Consider the following 24,323-nt stretch of genomic DNA (forward strand, 5'->3'; position numbering starts at 1 on the left):
ATATTTATATTTGCTACTTATGAGCAAACAAACAGACGACTTCTTTAAAAGTATAGTATCCCACTCAAAGGAATATGGTTTTGTATTCCAATCAAGTGAAATATATGATGGCTTAAGTGCTGTCTATGATTACGGTCAATTAGGTTCTGAATTAAAAAATAATTTAAAGACCTATTGGTGGAAATCCATGGTGCAATTGCATGAAAACATTGTCGGTATCGATGCTGCGATCTTTATGCACCCAACGACTTGGAAAGCTTCAGGCCACGTGGACGGGTTTAATGATCCCATGATCGACAACAAAGATTCTAAGAAACGTTACCGTGCCGATCAATTGATCGAAGATAAAATAGCGCGTTACGAAGCAGATGGTAAAACTGATAAAGCGGCTGCGCTATTAGAAGCATTGAACGTTGCCTTAAATGCTGATGATCTTGCTGGTTTAAAAACTATTATTGAAGATCACAATATCGTTTGTCCTGTTTCTGGAACTAAAAACTGGACTGATGTACGTCAGTTCAACTTGATGTTTGCTACCCAAATGGGTGCTATGGCAGATGGTGCTGAACAAGTATACTTACGTCCCGAAACTGCTCAAGGTATTTTTGTTAACTTCTTAAATGTTCAAAAAACTGGCCGCATGAAAATTCCTTTCGGAATTGCTCAAATTGGTAAAGCATTCCGTAACGAAGTTATTGCTCGTCAATTCATTATGCGTATGCGTGAATTTGAACAAATGGAATTACAATTTTTTGTTCGCCCAGGTACAGAAATGGAATGGTACAATAAATGGAAAGAAACTCGTCTTAAATGGCATTTAGCTTTAGGTTTCAACCCTGATAACTACCGTTACCACAATCACGATAAATTAGCTCATTATGCGAATGCGGCAGTAGATATTGAATTCAATTTCCCATTTGGATTTAAAGAGGTTGAAGGTATCCACTCCAGAACTGATTTTGATTTAAAACAACACCAAGAATTCTCTGGTAAAAAAATGCAATATTTTGATACAGAGATCAATCAGAACTATATCCCTTACGTAGTGGAAACTTCTATCGGTTTAGATCGTCTGTTCTTAACAGTTCTATGTAATTCATTGGTTCAAGAAGATCTTTCAACACCTGAAAAGCAAGATTCACGTGTCGTATTGAAATTCCCTCCTGCAATTGCACCTGTTAAAGCGGCCATCTTACCTTTAACAAAAAAAGATGGTCTTCCAGAAAAAGCACGTGAGATTATGTCTGTATTAAAATTGGATTACAATGTACAGTATGATGAAAAAGATTCAATTGGTAAACGATACCGTCGTCAAGATGCAATCGGTACGCCAATCTGTATCACAGTAGACCATCAGTCATTAGAAGACAATATGGTTACGATCCGTCACCGTGACTCCATGCAACAGGAACGTGTAGCAATTGCAGACTTAGAGAAATTTGTTGCTGATCTAGTTGGTTGGAACACACTTTTGAAAAAAGTATTGTAATCTCTTAAATAAACAAAAAAAGAGCTTGCTGTTGAACAGCAAGCTCTTTTTTTGTTTCGAAATTTAATTAAATAACGTACGTTGTCGATGTTTAACTTTAAAAATCAACATCGACGTTTCCATCCCATTTTTCATTCTTCCGTATTATAAATCCTTGTCCAGGATTGATTTCTTCTAATAATAAGCCCTTAAAAAGAACCTGCATATTATTCTTAACTTCACTTTTTAATTCAAATGATCGAATAACAGATCCCTTTTCGTAAACGGTGAGTTCATACTTGATCGTTTTATTTGTATCATGAAACCCCATAAATTGATTAAAAAAGAAACTTTTATTATTCTCTGTAAAATTGGGTTCGATCTTCAAGAAAGTCGCATCCAACTGACTGTTGCTGCTGTTACTAAAGGGATAATAATAAAAGCCGGGATGCTTTTGCTGTATTCGGATACTATCAATATGACTTAAATCAACTATATCGGTAAACTCTACTTTCACCTCACTGTATAAACGTTTTAATAGCAATGTCCTTTCTATAGACTGTTTAACCTCAAAGGTATCTCGTACGGCATAAATCTCGGCTTCCTTCTCCATAAATGAATTACTGATATAAAATCCATTGCGATTGGTACTATTAGCAAACACGATAGGACTATTGGAATTTTTTGTCAGTACACTCAAATAATATGTCCCCAATGGCAGATCAACCGCAAAAGTTTCCGCTGCTGAGATACCGCCCTGTTTGACCAGTTCATTACCTGAAGCATTATAAATATGATAATATAATTTGTTTTGTAATGCCGTATCGTTCACAACTCCAGTAATCAAAACATTATCAAGTTTAAATGTACTGCTGGTCGGATTATAAATGCTTCCAGGCGGGCGTTTACCGGAATACAAACGTATACGTATCCAAACGGCCTCTTTACCCATAACCGGTATCGCATTCAGAGATTGAGAGATTGGGAGCTTTGATATACCGGTGCTTGTTAAATCCAGAGGATAGTGAATCGTATCCGACAATTTCGAAAAGTTTGAACCCTTATCGGTCGAATAATCGATCAATAAGGCACGTGGACCTGTCCCAGAACTATTCACATCTAGACTCAGATTACTGAGCAATTCGATCTGCTGTACGGGAAGTTTAAAAAGGATTGACTCCACCCCTCTAAAACTAATTGATTTGCCTGTAGTAGGCCATCCTGCGGTAAAACCGTAATCAACTTTCCCATTATTATAATCAATAACAGGTAACGGATTAAATGCAATAATAGGATCTGCATTTCCAAGATCGAAGTCCCATTTAAATAAAGTTTCTTCCTTAGAATTAACAGAAGCTTTTGAAGAAACTAATTTCCTAGTGCCATTTGCCTTTTGAAGCGGCGATACAATACTTTCAAAATCTTTAATTTTGAACTTTACTGAGAACACATTTTCGTCTAATTCATCTGAAATTTTCTTGTTCTTTTGACATGATGAAGCAACGGCTAATAAAAAGATGAATACGAGAGAAAATATGTTAAAATTAAATTTAACATTCTTTTTCATAAAATATCTATGGTTTATAATATATAAATAACCTTAAAGATACCTACTTAAGTAAAGTATTAAAACTTTGAAATTAAAATCTCTAACTTTTCACTACGGCACGTTGTTGTTTTATTAACTTTTAGCACATATATTTTTGAATTTGAATTCGATTTATTTAACAGTAATTCATTGTTATTTCCTTTTGGAGAAACATATTCGCCATTAAACTCATCCCATTCATATAATAATGTACCATTTTCGTTACACCACAAGTAATTGTAACGATCATCAATCTTTTCGTTCAAAGTAACACGAATTTTATTCAACTTCTTATCGAATCGTACTTTCGCACCTTTTGGCTTTTCAACTTTATCAAAAACTTTAACTAATATTCTCTTTTTTTCAGATTTTTTGCCCTGCCACATACTTTCCACGAAATAAACAGTAGATTCATGGATATTATTGACACTCACATTCGATCCAGTAGCGAAAGGAACTGTTAATTGATGTTCGCTATACCAATTGTAAGTCAATCCACGACTTGCATGTTTTATGGATAGTACCTGTCCGCCATTATAACAGGTCTCGAGCGTATCGCCCCAGTTTGAAAGTGGCATTGCAAGTGTGCGGTCCATTTTATTGTTAATAGACCATACCGTTTCATAAACATGCTGTTGATGAGAATGGATACGAACTAATGAAGTTGTATCTTTCACAATCGCTTTTAATACATTTACCCCCACTTCAAGCATACCCATATTCAAATAAATAGAGTCAATATTTTGATCAATTAACCGATTATTAAGATACCATTTCACTTCAAGTGTATTGGGGGATGGTTTTAACAATTTTAAAGAGAAAACAGACATGCTATCTGCATCTAGGGGTTTACTCGCGACTGGCAGGGTAGCTAGAATTGGATTTGTCTTATAATGTATGGTCTCTACAAAAACTTCTTGACAAACAGCACAAAAAGGAGCCACCAAGTATTGCATTTTACAAAATTCATGTGGTCTAAACCAAGTCGACTTTGATCCTGATCCTCCGTAAGAATATACACCAACACCTTGTGTCCCGACCCAATGCTTCCATGGAACCTTTGTCGGATCAGACTCCTGACTACGATTAGGACCTTCAATTGCATATTGATTACCTGCCCAATATTCGTCGGCTAAAATAGAGAAAGAATGACCGATCTCATGAACAGCAATATCATTACTCATAAAGTTAACGGTTGCTGTCGCATACTTACCACCTGAACCACCGTAAAAGGGAGAATTTACCAAAATCACAACTTGTGTATAATTGGGAATATGCTCCTTTAACACTTGCTCGATAACCTGATACTTTTGCGGGACCACCAGCCGGTGCAGTCCTCCGTTATCGAAACTGCTTCCGAAGATGGTATTAGGTGATGCAATAGGAACTGGATATTTTTTTGTAAACTTATTAAAGCGGGCTGGATATTGACTCAAATCCGTATTACCGTGTACACAGTCACTGGCAGTACAATCATGTACAGCTCCAGATTCTAAAGACGGTGTTTTAATCGCAAATACATTAAAGTAATTACTGTACTGACGAAAGGGCTCTGTTTGAAAAAAGTAATCCGTGAAACGTTTTGCATCTTCTTCAAAATCCAGCAACTGCGCCTGTGTATAACCATCGCCCAGGATCACAAGATTAACAACTTTTTGATCTGTTCCTTGGTACTGTAACGTGTCTATCGCATATCGCTGTGCAAAACAATTGGGAAACAGGAGAAATAAAAATATAAAACTAAAAAGGAAATGCTGTAATCTGATATTCATTACGATAGGTATTGATTAGGTATTAGTTCATGTCTTTAATTTTGTGCTGCATCAGGTATTCACTGGGAGATACCTTCGTGATTTTTTTAAATACACGATTAAAATTCACCACATTATTAAAGCCGGTTTTAAAAGCGATATCCGATACATTCTCAGAAAGACCATGTATCAGCATTTTACAAGCTTGCTCAATGCGAATTTCATTGAGGAAAGTAATATAAGTTTTTCGGGTGTGTTTTTTAAAGTATTTACAGAAAGCATGCGGTGTCATGTGGGCAATTGCCGCGATATCTTCCAAGGCTATCTTTTTCTCAAAATGCTTAAATGTATACTGAAAAATATCATTAATGCGAATCCCTTCTGCGTCAGAATACTTTTTTTGAGGAATCCCTGTATAAAGTGAAATCCATAGATCTACTTTTTCAGCTAAATAATCGACAAGCCCCATAAATGCCGTTAAACGATCTAACCCATCCGTCTCATTAATCTGTAAAAACTTACGTTTGATCCCTGGATTTGAAGCAGCATCCAGTTTTTTACTTACATTGATATTTTCTAGAAATGAACGGACTTCTGTCAATTCCGGCAATTGTAAGAAATCTTTAAACCGGGCGTAATCAAAGAATATATGAATCGCATGGATCTGCTCTTTTAAATCAGGATCAGGAACTAGCTCAGATCGTTGAAACATATGCGGTTCATCGGCATCTACAATATAAATTTCATCTTGTTTGAATTGATGTGTAAAATTGCCAATCAAAAAAGTACCTTCCCCCTTTAGAATGTATGTCAGTTGGATTTCTTTATGTCGATGATAGTTGCTGTAAAATTCAACCAACAGATCTTCTTGTACACAAACGGAACCTTGATTGGGAACAGGAACGGTAAACTGAACAATTTTCATTCTTACAAATAGCTACAAAAAAAACAGATATTGTTTAATTATTCAAATTTAAACATTATAGCGGACAATAAACGTAAATTGTATTATAATTTATTCTTGACATTTTTAATAAAATCTGGTAACGTTGGATCTGCACCTGCCAGTTCAATAACAGTTCTTGATTTTGGATCCAGCCATAAGTACCTTGGGGTTCCAATAACATTATAGCTATTTTCGATAAAATCACGATCGGTTACGTTTAACAAATAACTGTTCATTCCTAATCCGATTTGTCGATTGCTTGCCCTCCAACGTTCATAATCTTCATCATCGGTCAAATACACAACTTCAACACCCATTTTTTTCAATTCGGCTTCTTTGCGTACTAAAACCGGTAAATCCATTTTTGAATTTTTGCCTTTACTTGACCAAACCGCAACAATTATCATTTTCTTATCTACTAGCTGGTCAAACTTCAAAGAATCACCTTTTAGATTACGAGGAGTAATAGCCGGAAAAACAGGCATATTATCATAATAATTCTTGACTTCATCTACTTTTGCAACAGCTGCTTTAACAAGTGGGTGTTTCTGAATAGCAGGATCTAAATGTGCTAAAATTTGATCATAATCGTTATAATTCTCCTTATTCAGGCTGATGTACTTAAAGGAATAGGGAATCAGAAATGATGCTTTTTGTTTGCTATTCAAAACATATTCTTCGTAAAATCTTTTATCATCTTTGCTGGCCCGAATTTCATTCGACTGTTTTGTTATTTCTTCAAGTCTATCTATGGTTTGATTATAGATAGACTCTTGTCCTCTGCTAAAGGTCATGAGTTTAGCATTCAAAGCAGCAGTTTCGTCGCTGTATTTGGCAAGCTGTTCATCTAATTCGTGCTGTACTTTTTCTTTGTTTTTATTGAATGCTATCAGTTCATTTGTCGTCAATGAATTTGTTTTTACCTCAAGACTAAAATGATCGCCTTTTTCCTTGATAGCAACATCATAATCAGCATCAGCTTCCACATAAAGGGGCGTGCTATAATTAAAGGATTTCACAGCTCCCGAATCGGACCTGATGATCAGATCATAAAATGCATCAATGACCAACTCGCCTTCTAAAACGAACTTGCCTTGTTCTACTTTAGCTCGACGAAACTGCTGCATGGAATTATCGTGATCTTGCAAATAAACGGTACCATTTACTTCGGGATTTAAAGACCCCGTAATTTTATAGACAATTGGTGTTCCTTTTTTCTCCTGCTTTTTTTCTGGATTGGACTGACATGAACTTATAAAAAAGACGAAACATATCAGACAATAGTAAAGTGGTTGGTTCATAAAAAAATTGGTTGTAAACTCATCATGAATCTACAACCAATTTACAGAATTTTATTTATAAATTATTTTATTTTATAATTTTCGTATGTCGATCCATTTAATACTTTAACAACAGTTTTATTTGGTCCCGTTATTTTATAATCGGTGATCTGCCCATTCTTCCAAGTCATATCAACCGTATAATTTCCTCTAGCTTTCAATCCTTTTACGGCGCCATCTTTCCATGCTTTTGGCAATGCCGGCAGTAGGTGAATAAATCCGGAATGGCTTTGAAGAAGCATTTCCGCAATTCCGGCAGAACCGCCAAAATTACCATCTATCTGAAATGGCGGATGTGCACAGAATAGATTAGGGTAAGTACCTGCTCCGACTCCTTGGTAGGTCGTTTCATTCACAAAAGCTGGTTTGAGCAATTGTCTTAAAATTTCTAAAGAATGGTCACCATCTTGCAACCTTGCCCAGAAAAGAATCTTCCATGCCCGAGACCAGCCTGTACCCTCATCTCCTCTTACTTCTAATGTTTTACGCGCGGCCTCTGCCCACTCTTTATTTTGTTGTGGTGAAATGAAATGAGCCGGATATAATCCATATAAATGTGAAACGTGTCTATGTTTTGGTTCTATTTCAGTATAATCTTCCAACCATTCTTGCACACGGCCGCTTTTACTTACCACTACTGCTGGAGGAATCTGTGTCAACTTATCTTTTAACTTTTGAATAAAAGGATCGTTTAATTGCAGAAGACTATCCGCCTGAATCAAGTTCCCATAAAGTTCTCTAACAATTTGGTTATCAATTGTAGGTCCCATCACTACTGAAGCGACTTCACCATTTGGAAGACGAAATCCATTTTCTGGAGAAACTGAAGGTGAAGTAACCAACCAGCCTGTCTTAGGATCCTTAACTAAAATATAATCGTAAAACTCTGCTGCTCCTTTTAATACAGGATAAACTTCTTTTAAATAGGCTTTATCCTGAGTAAATTGATAATGCTCCCACAGGTGATTACATAACCATCCTGAAGCTGTACTCGACCCCCAAGATGCATTTTCTCCGGGTGCTGAGAAACCCCAAACATTTGTCATCATATAAACGACCCATCCTGGCGCATTGTAATAAGCTTTAGCCGTTTTTTCACCTGTCTTTGCAATACGCTTGATCAGGGCAATAAAAGGGGTATGGTATTCAGATAGATTACTTACTTCCACTCCCCAGTGATTCATTTGTGCATTGATGTTTAAGTGATAATCCCCATTCCAAGGTGTTTGAATCTGATGTGCCCATAATCCCTGCAAATTTGGAGGTAATGCATTCTTGTGTTCGGGAGCTGTGCTTGAAATACTCAAGTAGCGGCCAAATTGAAAATATAATGCGGCCAATCCATTATCTAAGGCTGGATTTTCAAAAAATTGCTGTAAACGTTTTCCAGTCGGAATATTCACCTTAGTCTGATCATCTGCGATGGTTAAAGCAACACGATCAAATTTCTTTGCAAATGCTTTTTTATGATTGCTATAGAGCTTTTCTTGTGCTATTTTTTCAGCAGTAGCGATATCCTGGCTGATCACCTGTTGTGGATCAGTTCCATAGTAATTCGTACTCGCTGCAAAAAGAACAGTAGCTTCGTCGGCACCTGTCAAGATCAATTGCTTACCATCATCCGTTAGTTTTCCGCCCTTAAATCTAATCTTCACTTTACTCGCAAACTGTAAGTTTTTGCCACCTTTACCATCTGGCAAAGAACCCTGCAAAATAATCTCCCCATTTTTAACTTGATAAGAATCAATATTTTCAGCTCTTTCTAAGGCAATAGCAAAACTGATATTTTTTTTCTTTGAAGCAGTTAAGTGTACAACACCTACATTTTGATCAAAAGAAGTATAATAAGTCCTCTTATAATCCACTCCTCCTACAGTAAAGGAAGTCTGCGCGGTTGCATTGCCAATATTTAAGGATCTTTCATAATTTGAAACACCTTCAGCACTTAGTTTAAAATTGAATTTTAGAAATCCAAAATTCTGATAACAACCAAAAGGTGCATTGGCTCCGGTTCCGAAAGCAGATCCTTGGCCATTACAGACAAAATTCTTATTGACCAGTTCTTCTGCTTCTTTGTTCTTTCCAGCGATCAATAACTTCTGAATTTCACTGACACTCTTATATGCGTTATAATTATTAGGGTCTTCGGCAGAACCCGACCACATGGAAATTTCATTTAATACCAATGATTCAGACTGAATACCCCCATCAGGCATCATTCCGATTAACCCATTGCCTAAAGGAAGCGTTTCTTCCCAGCGGTTGGCAGGTTTGTCATACCACATGGTTAAAGCGTCTCTTTTTTGCGCTTGCGCCTGCAAGCAAGTGATGGCTGCAAGCGCAAATAATGTTGATTTTGTTATACCTTTCATTTCTTACTTAGAATATAATTCAAAGGATGCTACTGTGAATACATTTTTGGTTAACGTTTCCGTTGGAACAAATTTGATGTATTTTACTTTTACAACATCGTCAAAAATGATTTGCTGTAAAATCGGATTTGCTTTGATATTTGAAAATTCACCTTCCTTCAAAAGTTCCCATTGCTGTTTATTTTGACTGCTATAAATTTTGTACTTCGTAGCTGTACCGATTGTTTTACCATCTTGACGAGGTAAGTATCCAAACCCGTTAATCGCTTCTTTCAATTCAAAAACAAATCCTTTTTCATAAGCAGTGACTGTTGCAAAAGTTTCCGCATTATTATCTATTGCTTTTGCCGATTCCGTAAAAGCTGCTGCCGTAAACTGCCTTGCACTTAATTTTTTGAATCCAGTATCCTCAAATTCAAAAGGTTCATCAAATTCTTTAAATAAACCAAAATCGCTTACTGTAATCGCTACAGGTGCAAATAATTGAATTCGTAGTTCATCCGTAGTAATGGGCTTCGCCAGTTTCATTAATCGATTTGCTCCGATACTGGTAGCTTTAGTGAGCAAGGTCCATTGCCCATTCACTTTCTGCTCAACTAAAACACTATCCAGACGTTGTCCTAATTTAATATTTTCTCTGATCTGGATAATATCAAATGTTTGCGCTGATTTCAATTTAATTTCCAGAGCAGCTTGATGCTCATCATCATTGGTTGCCCAATAGCTATAGCGGTCATTATCGATAATATATTTCGTCCCGTATTCTCCAGTTTCATGATCGCGAGTATTTGTTGCCGTAATCTGCGCATCTTTTGCTAAATTATTTTCAAACGTTTTTTTCACCTTTCTTCCAAAAGCTTCAAGTGATTTCACATCATTTTCATGCAGTTGTCCTGATGGCATCGGTGCCAATCCAAGATTCATATTTGCACCACGACCTACAGATTTCAGATAGATCTCAAACAGTTCAGTTGGTGTTTTTACTTTCGCATTCTGCTCGGCATGATAAAACCACCCTGGTCGTTGTGGTACATCACATTCTGCAGGAATCCAGTATTTCCCATTTCTGACTCCTGAAGTCAGTGTTTTTTCATTTACCAATCCAGGAACTGCTTTTTTCCCATCAAGGCCTTCCGGCGTAAAAGTAGCCCATGAGGTTTCTCCCGCAAATCCACTTTCATTTCCTACCCAACGCATATCTGGACCGACATCACTAAAAATCATGGCCATCGGTTGAAGTTTACGAACGATTGGCCAAGTTTTCTCCTCCCACGCATAATAGGTATTGCGGTCGATCGTCCTTTTCTCTTTTAAACCACCATAATAACCATCTCCACCATTGGCGCCATCATGCCAAGAAGTAAACAATTCACCATAATTGGACATTAACTCGGTCAATTGTGCCCGGTATGCATCTGCATAGGCAGCTGTCCCGTATCTGGTATCGTTTCGATCCCAGGCAGAAAGATAAACACCAAATTTCATGTTGTTTGCATGCGTTGCAGTCATGAAATCTTTAACCATATCCCCTTTTCCTTGTTTCCAAGGAGATGTCGCTACACTATATGTTGTCGTTGCCGTAGGCCATAAACAAAAGCCATCATGATGTTTTGCAACAGAGATGAGCCCTTTAAAGCCCCCAGAAGCCGCTGCCTTAGCAATTTGATTGGCATCAAAATTCGAAGGATTAAAGATGGCAGGATCTGCATCACCATATCCCCACTCCTTATTTTGGAAGGTAGTTGGTGTATAATGTATTAAACAATACATATCCATTTCATGCCATTTCAACTGCCGTTCGGAAGGAAGTGCTCCATAAGGTTTTGGTGGATTTACCGGTTCAGATAGCAAAAAACTACCATTTACCCAGAGAAGACTAGAGAATAGAAAAGTAAACATATAATTAGATAAAGGTTTTAAGTTTTAAATATAGTTTAATTTTAGGGTATTAAAAATCTAACAAAATCATTTTCCTCAAGCAATCGATTGATTATATTTATATTACATATACAAAATAGTCATCACTAATCTTGATAAGGCATCAAGATTATCAATAAGATAAGCTCATTCATTTCATTTAAATTTGTTGTAGAACAATAGGGGAAAACTCATAAATTTTTAAAAATGGAAGACAATAGAAACAAAAAAATTACAACAGCATCGGGTGCTCCTGTTGTAAACTACGAAGATACGATGACAATTGGCCCAAGAGGTCCGGTGCTATTACAAGATTATTTCCTCCATGAAAAACTGGCTCATTTCAACCGAGAACGTATTCCGGAACGTATTGTACATGCTAAGGGTTCTGGCGCCTATGGTACTTTCACCGTAACCAATGATATTTCGAAATACACAAGAGCAAAACTCTTTAACGGCATTGGAAAGCAAACAAAATTATTCATTCGCTTTTCAACCGTCGGAGGAGAAAGAGGTTCGGCAGATTCCGAACGTGATCCACGTGGGTTTGCTGTTAAATTTTATACCGAAGATGGAAACTACGACTTGGTCGGTAATAACACGCCAGTCTTTTTTATCAAGGATGCTAAAAAATTTCCTGATTTTATTCACACTCAAAAGAGAGATCCTCATACAAACTGTAAATCGCCAACCATGGTCTGGGACTTCTGGTCACTCAATCCCGAATCGTTGCACCAAGTAACGACTTTGATGTCCGATCGTGGAACGCCATTTGGATTCAGACATATGCACGGTTATGGAAGTCATACGTACTCTATGATCAACGCGCAAAATGAACGTGTCTATATCAAATACCACTTCAGAACACAACAAGGAATAAAAAATTTGACAGGTGCAGAAGCTGATGAAATGCGCGCTAAAGATATGGATTATGCACAACGTGATTTACATACAGCGATTGCGAATGGTGATTTTCCGAAATGGAAGCTTTATATCCAAGTCATGACAGAATCGGAGACTAAAACATTCCGTTGGAATCCATTTGACTTAACAAAAGTATGGTCACAGAAAGAATATCCTCTCATCGAGGTTGGTGAAATGGAATTAAATCAAAATCCAGATAATTACTTCGCTCATGTAGAACAAGTGGCCTTTGCTCCGGCACATATTGTAGATGGAATTGGATTCTCACCAGATAAAATGCTACAGGGACGTATATTATCTTACCCCGATGCCCAACGTTATCGTCTAGGGGGAAATTATGAACAGATTCCTGTGAACAGATGTCCTTTTATGACTAATAATTATCAACGTGATGGTCAGATGACTGTCAATGGGAATCAAGGGGCAGCACCAAATTATTATCCAAATAGTTTTGATGGTCATTACGAAGATCAATCCTACAAGGAACCTGCATTGCAAGTAGATAGTCTAGTGGCTGATAATTATGACCGCAACGCTCCTGGTGAGGATGATCATTATACACAACCTGGTGATTTATACCGTTTATTGGATGCTGAACAGAAAGAACATCTCATTCAAAATATAGTAGGTGCTATGTCTGGAATTGAAGGACCAAAACGAGATGAAATTGTTATGCGTCAATTGTGCCATTGGTTTAGAGCCGACATGAATTTAGGACTAGGAGTTGCTAAAGGATTAGGATTCTCTATGGATGAAATGGCGAAACATATGCCTCAAAAATAAAAAATCATTCGGCAATAATAAAAAGAGCGGAAATGTACCCATACACTTCCGCTCTTTTAGACCTTCATAATACATCATAAACTATGATAATTATCAAAATTTAATGCTTCACATCTACCTATACCACACTTATCCTAGCTTTTTAATAGTACTTATTTAAGATTCAATAAATATTGACAAAAGTGAATGAATAGCGTTGCAACCGATTTAACTGTATGATAGGCTGTTATTTGAGATTGAAATCCTATAAATTTACAAAACCTAAGTTGTTCTACTGATTATTTTTTACGCAAAATTATTTGATAAAATATAAAAAATAAAATTTACAACTTGTACCTTTACCTCATCATGAACAAAGATCAATCTAAAATCATCCGCGAACAAGCCGATCGTTCTGCAACACGTGAGCATTCGGTGCCCCTATATCTTACTTCTAGTTTTATCTTTGATAGCGCAGAACAGGGAAGAGCTATTTTTGCTGATGAAGAGCAAGGAATGATATACTCCCGCTATGCCAATCCAAATACTTCAGAGCTTATTAACAAAGTTTGTATCCTAGAGGAAGCAGAAGCTGGGCTGTCCTTCTCTTCGGGTATGGCAGCAGTCTTTGCCTCTTTTGCAGGTATTGTTGAAAGTGGTGACCATATCGTTTCGTCACGCGCTATTTTTGGTTCAACTCACCAACTATTTACGCAACTATTTCCTCGTTGGGGAGTAACAACAACGTATGTTGATGCGGTCGATCCCGAAGAATGGGAAAAAGCCATTCAGCCGAATACAAAAATTATTTTCCTGGAATCACCTTCTAACCCTGGTCTAGAATTAGTAGATCTGGAATGGTTAGGTTCTTTAAAGAAAAAATATCCAAATATTATTTTAGCCATTGACAACTGCTTTGCAACACCTTATCTTCAAAAACCATTAAAGTATGGTTTTGATTTGTCAATTCATTCTGCTACAAAATATATGGACGGTCAGGGTCGTGTCCTTGGTGGATTAGTTGTAGGGAAACAGGAATTGATTGACAAATTAATGTTTTTCATTCGCCATACTGGTCCTTCCTTATCTCCTTTTAATGCTTGGGTCATCTCTAAAAGCTTAGATACACTGGGCTTACGTATGGATAGACATTGCAGCAACGCATTAGCATTAGCAACAGTTTTGGAAACAAACGAAGAAATTGAAGATGTTAAATATCCATTTCTTCCTTCCCATCCGCAATATGAGCTAGCAAAAAAACAGATGAAGGCCGGTGGTGGTATTGTCACTTTTGTTGTTAAAGGTGGAAAAGAGCGAGCTTTCCGTTTCTTAGACGAATTAAATATGATTTTATATACTTCTAATTTAGGGGATGCAAGATCAATCGCTACCCATCCTGCTTCTACAACACATTCGAAATTAACAGAAGATGAACGTCTAAACCTTGGTATTCAACCGGGTAGTGTGCGTCTATCGGTTGGTTTAGAAGATCAGGAAGATATTATCCAGGATATCTTACAGGCATTGGAAAAAACTAAATAAATAAAGAATAGAGCCATCTCCAAGAAGATGGCTCTATTCTTTATTTATGATCTGTTTATTTCAAAGATGCCAATGCAGCTTCGTAATTTGGCTCTTCTGTCACTTCCGCAACTTGCTCTTCATATAAAACTTTACCGTTTTCATCCAATGTAATGACTACACGGCTCAATAAACCCGCTAAAGGGCCATCGGAAAAACGCAATTGATATGCATCTGAAAAATTACTGTCTTTATATTCCGACAGTGTAACCACATTATTCAAACCTTCCGCTGCACAAAAACGTCCTTGAGCAAATGGTAAATCTTTGGAAATACATAACACCACTGTATTTTCTAATCCTGACGCTGCTTTATTGAAAGCACGAACAGATGCTGCACAAGTACCTGTATCTACACTTGGGAAAATATTTAAAACTACTTTCTTTCCTTTATAATCTGCTAATGATTTATCAGATAAATCACCTGCTGTCAATTTAAAATCTGGAGCTTGATTTCCTACTGCTGGTAAATTTCCAACCGTATTAACTGCTCCACCTTTGAATGCTACTGTTGCCATAATTATTTTTTTTAGCAATTTAATGATTTCCTGTTAATCTTACTACAAAAATCACATTTATTAATACACATTCTTTCAAAATAAATATTTATCAATTTTCGCCAAAATAATATCGAAAAGCCACAAAAATTTACTATGTTAGCATTGTAATTCAAACACAAACGATAAACCAAATTTGATGTATATGAAGAAGTTACTAATTACCTTGCTTTGTGTATCGCCGTCTTTACTTTTAGCACAGGGATCTCAAGTCAATCTTCAGAGTCCGAAATCTGTCGGTATGGGTGGTGCAGGTTCTGCCTACTTTATAGATGAATCTTCCATCTTTTATAGCCCAGGAGCACTTTCAAAAATGAGCCACAATGCGGTTTCTGTAAACGGAAATGGTGTTATGTTTAAATCTGCTTTTCAAGCAACAGGAAGTTCTGTGGTGGATCATACTAAAAATCAGATAACGCCACCTTTTTCTGTTTTTGCCACAGTAGGACCTAAAAATACGTGGTGGAAAGCGGGTATAGGAATATATACACCTTATGGAGGTGCAGTAGACTGGGGCACTGAATGGACAGGTAAATACAGTTTAGTTAGTTTGTCGTTACGCGCTATATACATCCAACCTACCGTCAGTGTCAAATTAACGGACAACTTCAGTATCGGTGGGGGGTTTGTGTATAACATTGGTTCTGTGGATTTACAAAGTGCTGTTCCCGTTTATTTCCAAGATGGGTCATCAGGGTTGGCTGAATTAAAAGGAACCGGTACTGGAACAGGATATAATGTCGGTGTTCACTACAACTTAAATGAAGAATTTGCCATTTCCATGAGTTACCGATCTAAAGTTGTTACGAAATTAAAAGATGGAGATGCTAAATTCACAGTACCTGAAGCGGCGCAAGGAACATTTCCACCAGATAGTAAATTTAGCGCCGAACTTCCTCTCCCATCTACTTTTGCTGTTGGTGTAACATTCCCGATCAGTGACAAAGTAAAAATGGCTGTGGATGGAACGGTGATCAATTACGATATTTATAAAGAACTAAACTTTGATTATAGTGGTGCAAATACTCCTGACACGCATTCCCCTAAGAATTATACAAAAGCAGGTTCTATTAAAGCGGGTATCGAATACTTGCCATCAGAGAAATTGCAACTCCGTATCGGTGGTGGTTATATCGCAACACCTGTGAGTAAAGATTATGTCTATCCAGAAACTCCTGATAACAACCGTGTACTGATTGCTGGCGGTTTCACATACAAAATGAATCAGAAGTTTGATCTAACAGGCTCTTTTGCATACCAGAGAATATTACCTCGCGAAGCAAATAATGTAGACAGCCATTTATCAGGAACGTATACGACGAATATTTACGCACCAGGTATTGGATTGACGTACAAATTTTAAGCATTTATATTAAAAATGTTATTATCATGAACAGAAGAAATTTATATATAGGAGTTGCATTGGCGATACTGAGTATCACAGCATGTAAACCATCTCTCGACGAATTCACACCTTCAGCAGGAACAAAAGCTGACTTTAGTAAATATATTGCCATAGGAAATTCTCTTTCTGCAGGATTCGCTGATGGGGGACTATATCTTGATGGTCAAAAAGTAGCTTTTCCATTGCTCATCTCAGAACAACTTCAAAAAGTAGGCGGAGGCGAGTTCAAATCTCCATTTTTTAGCGAGGAGCAGTCCAATGGATCGGGCTATATTCGTCTTAAAGCATTGGTCAATGGCCAACCAGTAACAGAACAGGTTACAGACAAATTAGCTTACCGCTCAGCTAGTCCAAAATTATTAACGAAATTTACTGATCCGATCAATAATTTAGGGGTACCGGGTATGCGTATGGATATGGCTTTTGCACCTGGCATAGGAACAGCAGCTGGAAATATGTACTTCGAACGTCTATTACCAGACGGCACTCCACCAACAATGAATTATTTCACTTATTCTACGTCACAAAATCATACGTTTTTTACATTTTCATTGGGAAATAATGATGTATTGGGGTATGCAACCAATGGAGCTGTTAATGAAGGTCCAACGACAACATTAACCTCTACCACACTGTTCAATACACTATTGAATAATTATGTAACAACATTAACAGCAAAAGGGCAAAAAGGTGTGTTAGCAACGATCCCTGATGTAACATCCGTGCCTTATTTTACAACAGTAACACGTCAAGCGCTTCTAGCGGCAGTAAATGCCGCAAGTACAACCAAAGTGACTGATATTTACATCGCAACTAAGACGGGCCCGCGAGCTGCTACGGATCAGGATTTCTTTGTCCTCCCTTTTTCATCGGCAGGTTTATTGGGTGTTCCAAATGCAAACAAAATACCTTACGGATTACATCCGCTCAATCCTGTTGAGGACAAATATGTTTTAGATACAAAAGAAGCGGCAGAAGTGGTAGCGCGTGTCAATGATTTCAATAAATCAATTAAATCGATCGCCGCGTCTAAAGGTTTAGCTGTCGCAGACGTCAATGCATTTTTAACAGCTGTTAAAAATGGCATCCGCATCGATGGTCTATCGGTAAGTGCGAAATATATCACTGGAAATGGGTTTTCATTGGACGGAATACATTTGACGCCTATTGGAAATGCATTAATGGCAAATGTATTTATTGAAGCCATCAATAAAACGTACGGTGCTCAAGTTGCGAGGTTAAATATATCTGATTATAGAGGTGTGAAACTTCCATAAAAATATTAATAAATGGTTTGGTAAAAGGGTGTATCATAATTATGATCACCTTTTTTATATTTATCCTCAATTAGATGTGTTTAGGGTAATAAGTATATCTTATTATGTATATAACCGCTTTGTAAGAAAAAAGTAATAACAAGTCATGTTATTTACGTATCAGCGCAATTATATTGTTAATGAAAGCAAATTTCATTAAATTTGTATATACAAGGAGATTCAATCATGAAAGTAACACTAAATCGTCAAAATAAAGCAGTTCACTTTGAAGCAGCAAGTGAACTATCCAATGTAAAAGTAAATATTGATGGTTCAGAAGCTATTGGTGGTGAAGGCAAAGGAGTTCGCCCGATGGAATTAGTCTTAATGGCACTAGGCTCATGTAGTGTATTTGATCTTTCTTCTATTTTGACGAAACAGCGTCAGGAAATTGAAGATATACAAGTTGAGGTTGAGGGAAAACGCCGCGAGGAAATTCCAAATATCTTTACAGATATCCACATTAGCTTTTATCTAAAAGGTGCTATTGATGAAATTAAAGCTCAAAAGGCAGCAGAATTGGCGGTCAAAAAATACTGTTCGGTACATGATATGCTTGCCGCAGGTGGTATCAATATCACCTATTCACTCAAAATCAATTAATAATAGTGGAATGCTTAGCTCATAATCTGAACTTACGCATTGTAAAATAAAAACATACAAAAACCAGATAACTATTGATATCTGGTTTTTTTGTACTTGGGGAGATTCCCCTTTTTTTAATAAAGGGCGCTTTATACTTAAATCTTATAATCTTCCCTGCTCTTCCGTCTTTTTAGGCATACTGGAATTATTCTTTATCTTCTGATTGCCAAAATGATAGCGTAATGTTATATTGACTTTGCGTGTATCTCGATAATCGTTATAGTAATTATTTTGGTCCGCATATTTTGAAGATACCCTTTGTCTTTCCGATTTAAAAATATCCATAAAAGAAAGATTGACTTCAAACCGTTTACGAAAAAACTTACGGCTCGTGATCAGATAGGTACTAGAATAACCTGTGATCTTAAAAGGTCCCTGTATGGTAGGCGACTCGAAGGTGTTTCCAAGCTCAAGGTTCCAATCGCTTTCTTTATTCAGCACGAAAATTGAACTAAAATTTCCATTGGCCATCCACACTCGATTACGATACAATTGCATATCGCTACCTTGATAATTATTGACATTGTACATCCCTTCCAGTTGTGCGTTTAAACTCCAATTTTTCAATAATTGAAAACTTTTACCCAAATCTACACCTGCTCCCTGCCCGTTTCGAATATTCGTGTAATGATAGATCAATTGATGATTTATATTATCTTGAATAGCAATCTCCATGGACGGCCATTGCTCATATCGATAAAATAAATCTACATTCCAATCTTTTTTCGTTAACGTAATATTGAGATTATGAATAATTGTAGCCTTCAACCGCGGATCTCCCTGAAAATAAGAAAAAAGATTATAATAGGACTTCGCCGGGTTTAACCACGAATAAGCAGGTCTGCTGATACGCTTACCGTAAGAAAACCCCCATTGGTATTCCTGATCTGTTTGGTACTGAGCATAGAAGGTTGGAAAGAGTACCCAATAATTTTGATTATTCCGGTCTTCCGGTTCTGAGACGACTCCTTCCAATGCCGTATTTTCAAGACGCAAACCTCCTTTCCAGCTCCATTTTCGCCATTTATATGCTATTGATCCATATACAGCTGCCTGTTGTTCATCGTAATCAAAAATATTACTCTTATCTGATCGAGGCTCAAAACTTCCTGAAGCATCATCTGAAAACATTAAGGTACTTTTCGTTTTCACAGCACTAAACTTACCTCCAAACTCAATGGCAATATTATTCATATTTACAGAAAGATCGAGCTGTGTTGTGAATAATTGGTTCTGTGTAGCATTGTCACTCAGAAAGCGCGTACTTTTAGGATCTTGATTCTTAAATTGTAGATCTGTCCATACATCCTGTAGATTAGATTTACGATTTGTTGTAAAATAGGAAGACCAATTTGCATTCCAGTTGGAATTTATTTTTTTATTGACCTGCAGATAAAAATTATTGGTTTTACGCGATTCTATATGATCGTTCTTCGTCAAATAATAGGACTCCATTAGCCCTTCCTTATTGTAAATGGAGGTCGGCACTTCATATAATCCAGTTGATTTTGGCCCATAATACCCATTCAAGCCTATGGCGATATTCCAGGTTGTATCGGGCGTATAGTCAAAGGAAAACACGTAACTGTTTTGGCTATTATTTTTATCGATACGGGTCATAACACTTTCCCAGGAAGTTTGATCATTCGGATAGTAGACAAAATCGGTTCCATAGCGCGCATATGTCCCTCTTCCAAAATTATAAGTGGCGCGAACATTAACTTTTTCATTTTTATAGTATTGGGTCAGTCCAAATAGTTGCTTACCATAATTACTTTGCTCTGCCAATGCCAGTAGCGTACCTCTGTACCCAAATAGTTGCGATTTATTGAGTTTTATATTAATAATAGTACTTCCCTCCGCTTCATATTTTGCAGGTGGACTTGTAATGACCTCAATAGATTGAACATCCGATCCTGCTGTATTTTCGAGTAACGTTTTTAGTTCTTCCCCGCTCATCATCAGTTTTCTTTCATTAATCATGACAACTACTTTTTTGTCTCCACGTACAGCTATACTACTTCCACTTACCATAACCATAGGTGTCCGTTTCAAAATATCCCAACTGTTCAATCCGGATAGGTTACTTCCTTGCACATTAAACTCTAAACGATCAATTTTTCGAGTAACCCTTGGTCTTTTACCGGTTACTTGTGCTTCTTCCAGTTTCGACTCATTAGGACTTAACTTTATTAATAATGGAACTTGTAAGGTATCTGATCGAAAATTCAATTCTCGGCTCTGATAATTTAAATGGGATATTGCCATACGGTATAGCCGGTTGTCTTCTATTACAAAATCAAACCTACCGGCAGTGTCGAGTCTTAATGTGTGGATGGGTTTATTTATACTGTCCAATAAAATGACAGTTGCTCCTTTCAAAGGAATTTCGTTTTGATCGCAGACACCACCGGATAAACGCTTCCCTTGAGCCTGTCCAAGAAAAGGTAATAATAATAGAATAATTAGATACTTCATACTTGATTAAATTGCTGCTACAAAGTTGCCTCAAGTAGTGGAGAGCGATGGTTAATAAAGAGTTAATGGTAGGTTAAGGTTCTATTTATTCAAAATCGCAACCTATATTTGTATATGGAACTTAAGTCTAAAAACTATATTTATTTTTTCACGATCCTCTTTGTTATCCTTATTGGCATTCAATCCTATTTGCTCTTGAATTCTTTTCAATTGAAGAAAAGGGAGATATATTCGCTAACAAAAGAGAAACTAGGAAAAATAGATGAGACTGACGCTCTATTCGACAATGATCTCCTTAATAATCAAGACGCAACTTCTTACTACATACAACTAGCTCAGAAAAAAATTACGCTTGCAACGCTGGAAAACAGTTATGCTGATAAAGTAAATAAAACTGAGAAAGCGTTGACACATTATGTAGATAGTCTTTTTTCCCCATTAGGTTTTCAGGTAAGATTACAAAAAGAGATTCTGCAAATCACCTTTCAAAACGCTCAAGAAAAACTGATCAAAAAGCCAATAATTGTCTATAAAACAAGTGGTGAAATGACGCATCCATTGGAGTTATCTTCTGGAACCTGGTCTACTGAAAAAACTGTTAAACAGTTAACGAAAGAACAGTCAACAATCACTGCTGAGCAGGAAGATAAACAGTACAGTTTTCTTGTTCTTCGAAGATCAACGTTTGAGGTGGTCAATATCAACTGGATTGTTTTTAAGAAGTTAGCATTCCTACTCTTCAATTCAACATTGATTCTAGTGGCTTTATTATTCTTATTTTATCGAACATATCAGAATTTAAAACAGCAACAGAAAAAGATTAGTCAGTTGCATGATGCCGTTGACAATATTTCGCATGAACTAAAAACGCCCATTGCAACGCTTAAAGTAGCTTTAAAAACAATTCAAAAACAACCTGATCCTACCATTCTAGCCGTTATGGAACGTCAAGTGGAACGTCTGGAAAACACTTTACAACCTTTGCATGAAAGTGACAAAACAGATGCAGACATCCCCATTACCTTTGATCAAGTGAAGATGATACTTGCTGATTTTAAACTTGCTCATCCTCATATAAAATTTGATATAAATGAGTTTTCAACAATCGAAATACCAATTAACGAATCCGATTTTACGACCATTATTGTCAATCTTATGAATAACAGCATCAAGTATGGTGCTACTCATCTGAGTGTATCAATTTCCACGAACAAGAATTTATTTGAAATCCAAGTACGTGATAATGGGATAGGAATGGCTTTAAAGGAAATTCCTCATATCTTTGAGAAATTCTACCGCATACAAAAAAATAATATCTATGATAGCAACGGTTTAGGACTAGGATTATATCTGGTCAATACGATTGTAGGGCGTCATCAAGGCAAAATAGACGTTACTAGCAAAATCAATATAGGAACTACTTTTAATATTATAATTCCCCATGAATAAACTTTTGTTAATTGAAGACGATGCTGATTTCGGATTTATGTTGCAACATTATTTACAGCTTTCTGGATATGATGTGCACTGGATGCAAAGCCCAGAAGAATTACTTCTTGCTGAAAATATACTTCCTTACGATCTGTTAATTTTGGATGTAATGTTACCCGTTAAAAGCGGTTTCACATTAGCGCAGGAGATCAAAGAATACTATCCTGAAGTCCCTTTTATTTTCCTAACCGCCAAAGAACAAAAAATAGATAAAATAACAGGTTTAAAAATTGGAGCTGACGATTACCTTACAAAACCCTGTGATCCAGAGGAATTAGTATTACGAATCCAAAATATCCTAAAGCGTAATAAAAAAACTGATCAGATCACATCAATTACCCTTGGTAGTTATCAATTTTTCCCTCAGCGATTACTCCTCACTCACCCACTGGAACAATTTAAACTAACAGAAAGAGAAGCGAAGCTCTTACAGTTTCTATGTCAACGCAATGGTTCTCTTGTGACAAGGGAAGAAATCTTACAGCAAGTCTGGGGTAATAGTGACTTTTTTAATGGCCGCAGCATGGATGTTTTCATTACGAGATTACGCAAGTACCTCAAACATGATTTAAATCTACACATTACTTCTTCAAGAGGTGTAGGCTTTAACATTTCCTTTTAATATGCGCGCTTGGTACTTATATCGTGATATTAGGTATCTAAACTATCTTCTCTTTTTTGCCATAATTTTTCTGCCCAACGACCAACAAACCAGAATGATACTGCCAAAATAAGAAAAAAGATTGCACGATTGATATTATCCCAAAGGTATTCTACATATCTTGTGTAGACATTCAATACAAAAAATACAAAACCAATTTCTCTTGTTGTATTGTCTTTCATCTTTAGTCCATAGATAACGAGACCTGCGGCTACTGCTGTCGACAACAGACCCCAATAAAAGATGTGGTACTGTCTTACTAAAGTCCATTCATAGAAATCTGAATAATTACCAAAAATAGAAAGAGACCACAATGAAATCATTAAGTATAGTAAGCCAATGAGGTAGCTTAGCGGTTGAAATTCTACTAGTTTTTTGAACCGTGGCTGCACATAAATAGCAATTAATGTCAACATTAGTCCAAAAATAGTAAAACGTAGTGGGTAATTCATTCCCCAGAACTTAAATCCCCAATCACTATGATAGGCTGTTTCGGTCGCAAACCAGATTCCTAATGCAACAAGCATAAATACCCATATGAGCTTAGATTTTAAGCGGTTCGCGAGATATCCGTATATGAGGACTGATAATAGAAACAGTAAAGAATAGTGCATACTATTCTTATCCAATACCTTTCCTAAAAATCCGATGCATGCTGCTGTCGAAAAAACACCTATCAACATCATGGTTTCAATAGAAAGATTTTTATTAGGAAATTTTGTTTTGTAACGAAAGCCGAGGGTATAAAACAATACAGCTAAAGCACCAAAAAAGAGACAGAATAAAATATTGGGCGCTTCGTACAGTGTATCTACAAATTTGAGAAATGCAGTATCAGTCATTAAAGAAAAAACTGCAAATACCAAAGATGCTAAGGCAACCCAAAATGCATACCGTGCTAGGCGCTTCCAATCAAAGCTTTTGACGTCAATGCTATCGACCATAGCTTTTGCTGTCGATGCATCAATTACATTTTCCTTTTCCCAAAATTGTATTGCTTCTTCTAAGGATTCTTTTTCTTGTTTAGTAACGTCTAATTTCTTCATATAACTTTTGTGGTGGCAAAATACAAATTATACCTTTTACTTAGGGTATAGATTTGCAATAGCGTGACAATAATAA

The 24,323-nt window shown here is 36.7% G+C and carries 17 protein-coding genes; 8 read left to right on the top strand and 9 right to left on the bottom strand.

What is annotated here, in order from left to right; all coding sequences use genetic code 11:
• The first annotated feature begins 19 nt into the window (after window positions 1–19).
• Entirely contained in the window at window positions 20–1,489 is a 1,470-nt protein-coding gene (locus FHR29_RS22810; protein ID WP_183917417.1) for a glycine--tRNA ligase, read from the top strand.
• Between the two features lie 97 nt (window positions 1,490–1,586).
• Here the strand turns inward: FHR29_RS22810 and FHR29_RS22815 are convergent, their stop codons facing one another.
• The 6 genes from FHR29_RS22815 to FHR29_RS22840 all read right to left on the bottom strand — a co-directional run bounded on the left by FHR29_RS22815 (window position 1,587) and on the right by FHR29_RS22840 (window position 11,364).
• Window positions 1,587–3,035 carry a hypothetical protein gene (locus tag FHR29_RS22815; protein WP_183917419.1) on the bottom strand — a complete coding sequence of 483 codons (1,449 nt, stop codon included), beginning with the start codon at window positions 3,033–3,035 and terminating at the stop codon, window positions 1,587–1,589.
• Between the two features lie 59 nt (window positions 3,036–3,094).
• Complete coding sequence (locus FHR29_RS22820) at window positions 3,095–4,828, bottom strand: M64 family metallopeptidase (protein ID WP_183917421.1); 1,734 nt, start codon at window positions 4,826–4,828, stop codon at window positions 3,095–3,097.
• A 22-nt stretch (window positions 4,829–4,850) separates the two neighbouring features.
• On the bottom strand, window positions 4,851–5,732 hold the full coding sequence (locus FHR29_RS22825) for an AraC family transcriptional regulator (RefSeq protein WP_183917423.1): 882 nt from the start codon (window positions 5,730–5,732) through the stop codon (window positions 4,851–4,853).
• Window positions 5,733–5,815: 83 nt separating this feature from the next.
• The gene (locus tag FHR29_RS22830) at window positions 5,816–7,054 is read right to left on the bottom strand and encodes a hypothetical protein (RefSeq protein WP_183917425.1); all 1,239 of its coding nucleotides are present in this window, start codon (window positions 7,052–7,054) and stop codon (window positions 5,816–5,818) included.
• A gap of 62 nt (window positions 7,055–7,116) precedes the next feature.
• Window positions 7,117–9,465: a glycosyl hydrolase family 95 catalytic domain-containing protein gene (locus FHR29_RS22835; protein WP_183917427.1), complete on the bottom strand. Its 2,349-nt coding sequence runs from the start codon at window positions 9,463–9,465 to the stop codon at window positions 7,117–7,119.
• Window positions 9,466–9,468: 3 nt separating this feature from the next.
• Window positions 9,469–11,364, bottom strand: coding sequence for an alpha-L-fucosidase (locus FHR29_RS22840; protein WP_183917429.1), 1,896 nt, complete (start codon window positions 11,362–11,364; stop codon window positions 9,469–9,471).
• A 225-nt stretch (window positions 11,365–11,589) separates the two neighbouring features.
• On the opposite strand from FHR29_RS22840, the gene FHR29_RS22845 reads away from it, so the two are divergent.
• Complete coding sequence (locus FHR29_RS22845) at window positions 11,590–13,089, top strand: catalase (protein WP_132841036.1); 1,500 nt, start codon at window positions 11,590–11,592, stop codon at window positions 13,087–13,089.
• 348 nt (window positions 13,090–13,437) lie between these two features.
• On the top strand, window positions 13,438–14,610 hold the full coding sequence (locus FHR29_RS22850; protein ID WP_021188037.1) for a PLP-dependent aspartate aminotransferase family protein: 1,173 nt from the start codon (window positions 13,438–13,440) through the stop codon (window positions 14,608–14,610).
• Between the two features lie 55 nt (window positions 14,611–14,665).
• Here FHR29_RS22850 and tpx read toward each other — a convergent pair whose 3' ends face one another.
• The gene (tpx, locus tag FHR29_RS22855; RefSeq protein ID WP_132769257.1) at window positions 14,666–15,166 is read right to left on the bottom strand and encodes a thiol peroxidase; all 501 of its coding nucleotides are present in this window, start codon (window positions 15,164–15,166) and stop codon (window positions 14,666–14,668) included.
• A gap of 184 nt (window positions 15,167–15,350) precedes the next feature.
• On the opposite strand from tpx, the gene FHR29_RS22860 reads away from it, so the two are divergent.
• From FHR29_RS22860 to FHR29_RS22870, 3 genes are all read left to right on the top strand, one after another.
• On the top strand, window positions 15,351–16,568 hold the full coding sequence (locus FHR29_RS22860) for an OmpP1/FadL family transporter (RefSeq protein WP_132841032.1): 1,218 nt from the start codon (window positions 15,351–15,353) through the stop codon (window positions 16,566–16,568).
• 26 nt (window positions 16,569–16,594) lie between these two features.
• Window positions 16,595–17,887, top strand: a complete 1,293-nt coding sequence (locus FHR29_RS22865) for an SGNH/GDSL hydrolase family protein (protein ID WP_183917431.1) — start codon at window positions 16,595–16,597, stop codon at window positions 17,885–17,887.
• Between the two features lie 225 nt (window positions 17,888–18,112).
• On the top strand, window positions 18,113–18,529 hold the full coding sequence (locus FHR29_RS22870; protein WP_031287012.1) for an OsmC family protein: 417 nt from the start codon (window positions 18,113–18,115) through the stop codon (window positions 18,527–18,529).
• A gap of 144 nt (window positions 18,530–18,673) precedes the next feature.
• Here the strand turns inward: FHR29_RS22870 and FHR29_RS22875 are convergent, their stop codons facing one another.
• Window positions 18,674–21,049: an outer membrane beta-barrel family protein gene (locus FHR29_RS22875; protein WP_183917433.1), complete on the bottom strand. Its 2,376-nt coding sequence runs from the start codon at window positions 21,047–21,049 to the stop codon at window positions 18,674–18,676.
• A gap of 114 nt (window positions 21,050–21,163) precedes the next feature.
• On the opposite strand from FHR29_RS22875, the gene FHR29_RS22880 reads away from it, so the two are divergent.
• Window positions 21,164–22,498 (top strand): sensor histidine kinase KdpD, encoded by a 1,335-nt coding sequence (locus FHR29_RS22880; protein ID WP_183917435.1) that lies wholly within the window; start codon window positions 21,164–21,166, stop codon window positions 22,496–22,498.
• Window positions 22,491–23,162, top strand: coding sequence for a response regulator transcription factor (locus tag FHR29_RS22885; protein ID WP_021188034.1), 672 nt, complete (start codon window positions 22,491–22,493; stop codon window positions 23,160–23,162). The genes FHR29_RS22880 and FHR29_RS22885 overlap by 8 nt, the downstream gene beginning before the upstream one ends.
• 29 nt (window positions 23,163–23,191) lie before the next feature.
• Here FHR29_RS22885 and FHR29_RS22890 read toward each other — a convergent pair whose 3' ends face one another.
• Window positions 23,192–24,247 carry a DUF2157 domain-containing protein gene (locus tag FHR29_RS22890; protein WP_132841024.1) on the bottom strand — a complete coding sequence of 352 codons (1,056 nt, stop codon included), beginning with the start codon at window positions 24,245–24,247 and terminating at the stop codon, window positions 23,192–23,194.
• Window positions 24,248–24,323: the final 76 nt, after the last annotated feature.

The organism is Sphingobacterium sp. JUb56, assembly GCF_014191365.1.
In the GTDB taxonomy this organism is placed as follows: Bacteria; Bacteroidota; Bacteroidia; order Sphingobacteriales; family Sphingobacteriaceae; genus Sphingobacterium; species Sphingobacterium anhuiense.

Excerpts from the sequence above, each read along its gene's own strand:
- FHR29_RS22810 (WP_183917417.1), top strand. The coding sequence starts at position 20 with ATGAGCAAACAAACAGACGACTTCTTTAAAAGTATAGTATCCCACTCA.
- FHR29_RS22815 (WP_183917419.1), bottom strand. The coding sequence starts at position 3,035 with ATGAAAAAGAATGTTAAATTTAATTTTAACATATTTTCTCTCGTATTC.
- FHR29_RS22820 (WP_183917421.1), bottom strand. The coding sequence starts at position 4,828 with ATGAATATCAGATTACAGCATTTCCTTTTTAGTTTTATATTTTTATTT.
- FHR29_RS22825 (WP_183917423.1), bottom strand. The coding sequence starts at position 5,732 with ATGAAAATTGTTCAGTTTACCGTTCCTGTTCCCAATCAAGGTTCCGTT.
- FHR29_RS22830 (WP_183917425.1), bottom strand. The coding sequence starts at position 7,054 with ATGAACCAACCACTTTACTATTGTCTGATATGTTTCGTCTTTTTTATA.
- FHR29_RS22835 (WP_183917427.1), bottom strand. The coding sequence starts at position 9,465 with ATGAAAGGTATAACAAAATCAACATTATTTGCGCTTGCAGCCATCACT.
- FHR29_RS22840 (WP_183917429.1), bottom strand. The coding sequence starts at position 11,364 with ATGTTTACTTTTCTATTCTCTAGTCTTCTCTGGGTAAATGGTAGTTTT.
- FHR29_RS22845 (WP_132841036.1), top strand. The coding sequence starts at position 11,590 with ATGGAAGACAATAGAAACAAAAAAATTACAACAGCATCGGGTGCTCCT.
- FHR29_RS22850 (WP_021188037.1), top strand. The coding sequence starts at position 13,438 with ATGAACAAAGATCAATCTAAAATCATCCGCGAACAAGCCGATCGTTCT.
- tpx (WP_132769257.1), bottom strand. The coding sequence starts at position 15,166 with ATGGCAACAGTAGCATTCAAAGGTGGAGCAGTTAATACGGTTGGAAAT.
- FHR29_RS22860 (WP_132841032.1), top strand. The coding sequence starts at position 15,351 with ATGAAGAAGTTACTAATTACCTTGCTTTGTGTATCGCCGTCTTTACTT.
- FHR29_RS22865 (WP_183917431.1), top strand. The coding sequence starts at position 16,595 with ATGAACAGAAGAAATTTATATATAGGAGTTGCATTGGCGATACTGAGT.
- FHR29_RS22870 (WP_031287012.1), top strand. The coding sequence starts at position 18,113 with ATGAAAGTAACACTAAATCGTCAAAATAAAGCAGTTCACTTTGAAGCA.
- FHR29_RS22875 (WP_183917433.1), bottom strand. The coding sequence starts at position 21,049 with ATGAAGTATCTAATTATTCTATTATTATTACCTTTTCTTGGACAGGCT.
- FHR29_RS22880 (WP_183917435.1), top strand. The coding sequence starts at position 21,164 with ATGGAACTTAAGTCTAAAAACTATATTTATTTTTTCACGATCCTCTTT.
- FHR29_RS22885 (WP_021188034.1), top strand. The coding sequence starts at position 22,491 with ATGAATAAACTTTTGTTAATTGAAGACGATGCTGATTTCGGATTTATG.
- FHR29_RS22890 (WP_132841024.1), bottom strand. The coding sequence starts at position 24,247 with ATGAAGAAATTAGACGTTACTAAACAAGAAAAAGAATCCTTAGAAGAA.